General features: G+C 64.4%; 5 protein-coding genes. 3 read left to right on the top strand and 2 right to left on the bottom strand.

Annotated features, from left to right (window positions below):
- A partial coding sequence (locus QMZ25_RS18240; protein WP_283220081.1) for a magnesium chelatase domain-containing protein occupies positions 1-346 on the bottom strand: 346 nt, incomplete at its 3' end.
- Positions 347-617: 271 nt separating this feature from the next.
- Between QMZ25_RS18240 and QMZ25_RS18235 the strand changes: the two genes are divergently transcribed.
- From QMZ25_RS18235 to QMZ25_RS18225, 3 genes are all read left to right on the top strand, one after another.
- Positions 618-3,611: a TonB-dependent receptor gene (locus QMZ25_RS18235; protein ID WP_283220080.1), complete on the top strand. Its 2,994-nt coding sequence runs from the start codon at positions 618-620 to the stop codon at positions 3,609-3,611.
- A 541-nt stretch (positions 3,612-4,152) separates the two neighbouring features.
- Complete coding sequence (locus QMZ25_RS18230; protein WP_065181512.1) at positions 4,153-4,755, top strand: DUF998 domain-containing protein; 603 nt, start codon at positions 4,153-4,155, stop codon at positions 4,753-4,755.
- Between the two features lie 104 nt (positions 4,756-4,859).
- Positions 4,860-5,294 (top strand): DUF4279 domain-containing protein, encoded by a 435-nt coding sequence (locus tag QMZ25_RS18225; RefSeq protein ID WP_283220079.1) that lies wholly within the window; start codon positions 4,860-4,862, stop codon positions 5,292-5,294.
- Positions 5,295-5,298: 4 nt separating this feature from the next.
- Here QMZ25_RS18225 and QMZ25_RS18220 read toward each other — a convergent pair.
- Positions 5,299-5,543 (bottom strand): NAD(+)--rifampin ADP-ribosyltransferase (locus QMZ25_RS18220; RefSeq protein ID WP_283220078.1); only part of this gene is annotated, 245 nt, incomplete at its 5' end.

The following is a 5,543-nucleotide window of genomic DNA, read 5'->3' as shown; positions in this document are numbered from 1 at the left end:
GCTCGCCGGTCAGGCCCAGCTCGCCCAGGAACTCGTACGGCAGCAGCGACTGCGGCGGGATCTGGCCACTGGCGGCAAGAATGCCCAGAGCGATGGCCAGATCGTAGCGCCCACCTTCCTTGGGCAGGTCGGCGGGCGCCAGGTTCAGGGTGATGCGCCGTTGCGGGAAATCAAAGCGGGCGCAGAGCAGCGCCGCACGTACGCGTTCGCGCGACTCGCGCACGCTGGTTTCGGCCAGGCCGACGATCTGGGTGGCGGGCAGGCCACCGGAAAGATGTACTTCCACCCGCACCAGCGGGGCCTCGACCCCGGCGCGGGCACGGCTGTAGACCAAGGCCAGGCTCATGTGTGCTTCCTGCAGAGAGAGGCTCGATGGTGCGGCCGTCACTCTGCCCGTCGCCATCAGGCATTGCTGGCCAGGCGCCTAGGGCTTTCCTGCGTGGCACGAGGAGGGGGGGGAGGCGCCGACGCGCTCGCGGCTCGGTATGACCGTCGGCCAAAAGCAGATAACCACTGAGCATTTCTGCATTGGGGCGCGGGCGGGGTTAATGAATGTGCGATGTCTGGTCCACCGATTGCGGCTGGCATTGCTTCCCCCACTACCCGTACAGCCCACGATGACGACAGCTCGTTCTTCACTGCGCCCGCGATTGCTGGCGTTGGCGGTGTTGCTTGCCACCGCGTCTCCCACACTTCATGCACAGTCCACCACCGGCGCGATCGCCGGACAGGCGCCGGCCACCGCCCAGCGCATCTTCGTTCGCAGCGATACCGGCCTCACCCGCGAGGTGACGGTCGATGGGCGAGGCCGCTTTACCGTCGGCCAGCTGCCACTGGGCCGCTACGTGGTGGAAGCACGCGATGCCGAAGGGAACGTGCTGCAGACCCGCGAGGGCATTTCGCTGACGGTAGGCGCCAGTACCGAGGTGTCCTTCGCTGACATCACCCGGCTGGACGGTGTGCAGGTCAGCGCCGACCGGGCAGCGGCTGCGATTGATGTCAGCAGCGTGGACTCGCGCACGGTGATCACGGCCGAGCAGCTGCAGCGCCTGCCACTGGGTCGCTCGGCCGAGGCGATCGCGCAGCTTGCGCCCGGGGTCAACGGCAACAGTGGCAATGGCACCTATGCCGGCCCGACCGGTGCACAGCTGGTGAGCTTCGGTGGTTCATCCGCTGCCGAGAACGCCTACTACATCAATGGCTTCAACAGCACCGATCCACTGCGCGGTCTGGGTGGCCTCACGCTGCCCTACGGCAGCATCGACCAGCAGGAAATCTACACCGGTGGCTACAGCGCCAAGTACGGCCGTTCCGATGGCGGCGTCATCAATGCGGTGGGCAAGCGCGGCACCAATGAGTGGCGATTCGGTGGCCAGGTCACCTGGGAACCAGCGTCCACGCGCTCGGACAAGGACGATGTGCGTTACCCGGGCAATGGCGCGCTGTATTCACCGGAAAGCCAGGACCGCGAGTGGGTGACCACGCAGAGCATCTACGCCGGTGGCCCGCTCCTGGAAGACCGGCTGTTCTTCTTCGGCTCGTACGAGCTCGAGCGCCGTGAGGGCACCGACGTCAAGAATGTGGAGGCGACCAATGCCTACTCCCGCTATGAGTACGACCGCCCGCGCTGGTACGCCAAGCTGGACTGGAACATCACCGACAACCACCTGCTGGAACTGACCGGAGCCTCCAGCCGCAATGTCTTCCGGGGCGATAGCTTCGCTTACGACTACGACACGCTCACCCGCGGTGCGCAGCGTGGCAAGGAAGACACCACCAAGACCGGTGGCGACCTGTGGACGGCCAAGTACACCGGCTACCTGACCGACCGGCTTACCGTCAGCGCGCAGTATGGCGAAATGCGTACCGATGACTACATCGGCAACCCGGCCTACGACGGCAGCCTGACCTACATCAGCAGCGCCACGCTGCAGAATCCGGCGCTGAACGGTGGTACGCCGATCACCAATGCGCAGACCACGTCGCTGCTGGTCAACCCGGATCGCGGCAACCGCACCAACAACCTGCGACTGGATGCGAACTACAGATGGGGCAACCACAGCATCACGGTCGGCATCGACAACCAGAATGCCCGTGCGCTCAACCGTGGCTCGGTGGCCTCCGCCGACGGTTACTACTGGATCTATGGCCAGTCCAACCCGAACGTGCCCCTCAATACCGGCCTGGGCGTGCCGGCCACCGGCGGCATCCGCAATGGTGAGGACGGCTATTACGTGCGCCAGTACATCTACAGCGCACTGGCGTCGGTACGCGCCTCGCAGCGGGCGCAGTACATCGAGGACAACTGGCAGGTGACCGACCGCCTGCTGTTGAACCTGGGCCTGCGCCTGGATCAGTTCACCAACTACAACCGCGATGGCGACGCCTACATCAAGCAGACCAGCGGTCAGTGGGCGCCGCGGCTGGGCTTCAGCTGGGACGTCGACGGCGACGGGCGCTTCAAGGTGTTCGGCAACGCGGGTCGCTACTACCTCGCGCTGCCGCTCAACCCGGCCTTCAACGCGGCGGGCGCGACGCTGGCCACCTCGACGTACTACACCTATGGCGGCATCGACAGCAACGGTTATCCAACCGACCTCACCGCGTTCTCCGGCGCGGTGTCGGCCAACAACTACTACGGCGTGCTGCCCGATCCGAAGACGGTGGCGACCTCCGGCATCGAGCCGTCCTACCAGGACGAGTTCATCCTGGGCTTCAGCAGGGCGCTCGGCCAGAACTGGGTGTACGGCGCGAAGGCGACCTATCGGGTGCTGCGCAGCGGCGTGGATGACTACTGCGATATCGGCGCGGTGCTGGCCAAGGCCGACAGCCTGGGGTATGACGTCACCAAGGACAGCAATCCGGTCAGTTGCTGGTTGATCAATCCTGGCCGTGCGAACACCTTCAATCTGGTCGATACCAGCGGCAACTACGTAAGCGTGCCGCTGACCAATGCCGAGATGGGCTTCCCCAGGTTCAAGCGCAACTACTACGCGGTGAACCTGTCGCTGGAGCACCCGTTTGATGGCCGCTGGTATGGCCGGGCGGACTACACGTGGTCGCGCAGCTATGGCACCACCGAAGGCCAGCTGCTGTCGGGCATCGGCCAGACGGCGGTGTCGACCACGCAGGCCTGGGATTACGCGCAGCTGATGGAGCACACCAACGGGCCGCAGAGCAATGACCACACCCACCAGTTCAAGCTGCACGGTTACTACCAGTTGACGCCGGAATGGCTGGTCTCGGCCAACCTCAAGGTGATTTCCGGCGCGCCCTTCAGCGCGTTGGGTTCGTATGGCCCGAACTTCGAAGACCCCTCCGGCTACGGCATTGCCTACCACTTCTACAACGGCCAGCCCGCGCCTCCGGGCAGCCAGGGGCGGCTGCCCTGGCTGAAACAGCTGGATCTGGGTGTCTCCTACCGGCCTTCGGTGGCGGCTGGGCGACTGGGCTTCAACCTGGATGTGTTCAACGTATTCAACAGCCAGGTGGCGTTGTGGAAATCGCCGTACTCCGAGTTGGATCCGGGGCAGCCGGACCCGCTGTACGGCGCAGCGACGGTACGGCAGGCACCGCGCTCGCTGCGCGTCAGCGTGAGCTACGACTACTGAGGGAATGCGCCGGCACGGGCGGGCATAAGCTGCCACCAGTAGGGGGGCGGACGATGCGTGGCTCGAAAACCGGGTTGTGTTGGGCAGGCGGGCACGAGGCCCCCACGCACCGCCCGCCATGGCCGGCAGGCGGAGACTTCATCACAACGGCGGGTTTTCGAGGCCCGGCCACCGATGCACGGTGGCCGGGCAACAATTACCTGCCGTTGTGGGGAGTGCCAAGGGATCGGGGCCAATGCGGCCAGGCCCGAGACGTTTCTGGCATTGTCGTATAGGGAGGAGTGGCGCGAGAGGCTTGAACGGCGGGGCTTTCGGTACTTCTGCGACGGCCCCGTCAGATTCGTCTGTTGGAGGGAGAAGAGTGCGTTGATTGCGACAGCGTGCGGCGCGCGTCTGCGAAGGTGCGAGTGACTTTCCACCTATTGACCGTCCAGCGCGCCACGGCGAGTCTGACTGCCGCGGCACTGCCCTTAGGACGAGAGGGCGGTGGTGTTTGAATGGATTCGCCGACCCGCGCAGACCCCGACAAGGATCATTGCAGATGTTGCGCCACAGCCGACCTCTTCTTTTCGCGGGTCTGATACCCCTGCCATGGTTCCTGTTCTGGACCACCGTTGCTGCGATGCTCGCACCCGGTTACAACCCGATTGCACAGCACGCCAGCGAGCTGCTGCAGGCACCCGCGCTCGCAAGCCTGTGCGGACGGATCGCCGCCATCGGCTGCGGGCTGGGGTTCGTACTGTTTGCCATCGCGCTATGGCGGGAATCCGGGCGCCGGATCGCCGTGGGTGCCGCCTGCTGGATGATCTTTGGCGTCTCCATGTTGACCAATGGGCTCTGGCCCATGGGTCATCCGATGCACGGCTTCTACGCCATCGGTATCGCGAACATCATTGCGCCGGCGATGTCGCATATTGAACTGAGGGCCTGGTCGGCCAACCGAAGGGCCTATGCCGTGACTGCCGTGGTGAGCATCGCGGCAGTGGTCTATCTATGGTTGAACCTGGTGGGCGCGGATCCGCAGGGTTTCAGGGGACTCACCCAGCGCCTGTTCTCTTCCATCAACTCCCTGTGGCCCTTCCTGGTCGCGCTGTACCTGCTGCGCAGGGGGCCAAGTGCACTACAGATGCAGCCCGCGCATTGATGGACAGGCGTGCCAGGCACTGGGCGATCGCGCAGGTCCGATCAAGGCTGACATCGACGGGACGCGCATGCTGAAAGACATTCCGAAAGGACGACCCGACTTCAATGGCAGCATTCGATCATTCCCTGGTAACGCTCCGATTTTTCGGCGACGACCTTCTGCCGGATGAGATCAGTGCCCTGCTGGGGGCGGTTCCAACCGCCTCGTATCACAAGGGCCAGGAACTTGGAGGCAGCCACTCGGGCGTCGTGCGTATCGCCAGGACCGGAAGCTGGCGAATGGCCGCGATGCGTCATGAGCCTGAAGATCTGGAGGCTCAGATTTTTGAGATCCTTGATCAGCTCACCGGAGATCCCGCCATATGGAAGTCGCTGGCACGGTTCCGGCCTGACCTGTTCTGCGGCCTTTTCATGGGCAGCAGCAATGATGGTGTCTCGCTTTCGCCCAAGGTCCTGCTCGCCCTGGGAGAGCGCGGCATCGAGCTCGGCCTTGACATCTACGATGCCGATGAAGATGTGCGCAACGCTCAGCACCAATAGACCATCAGTTGATGATCTCGCCACTCCCCGATGCGACGAATTCCCTCAACTGCCGGATGAAGTCCGCATCGTAGGGTTCCCACTCGGTGATCTCACCGACAATCCGCAACGGCTGTGCACTGCGATACGACCGTGTCGGGTTCCCGGGAAACTTCTTGTTGGTGACGTTCGGATCGTCCTCGAACGGCCCGGTCGGTGCCACCACGTACACACGCGGCGGTCCCTCGCCCCGGGCCATCTCCGCGGCCA

The sequence above is a fragment of the Stenotrophomonas sp. RS-48 genome, assembly GCF_030053245.1.
Lineage (GTDB): Bacteria > Pseudomonadota > Gammaproteobacteria > Xanthomonadales > Xanthomonadaceae > Stenotrophomonas > Stenotrophomonas maltophilia_P.
Note: the sequence above shows the minus strand (reverse complement) of the source record. Positions and strands in the feature narration are given on the sequence as shown.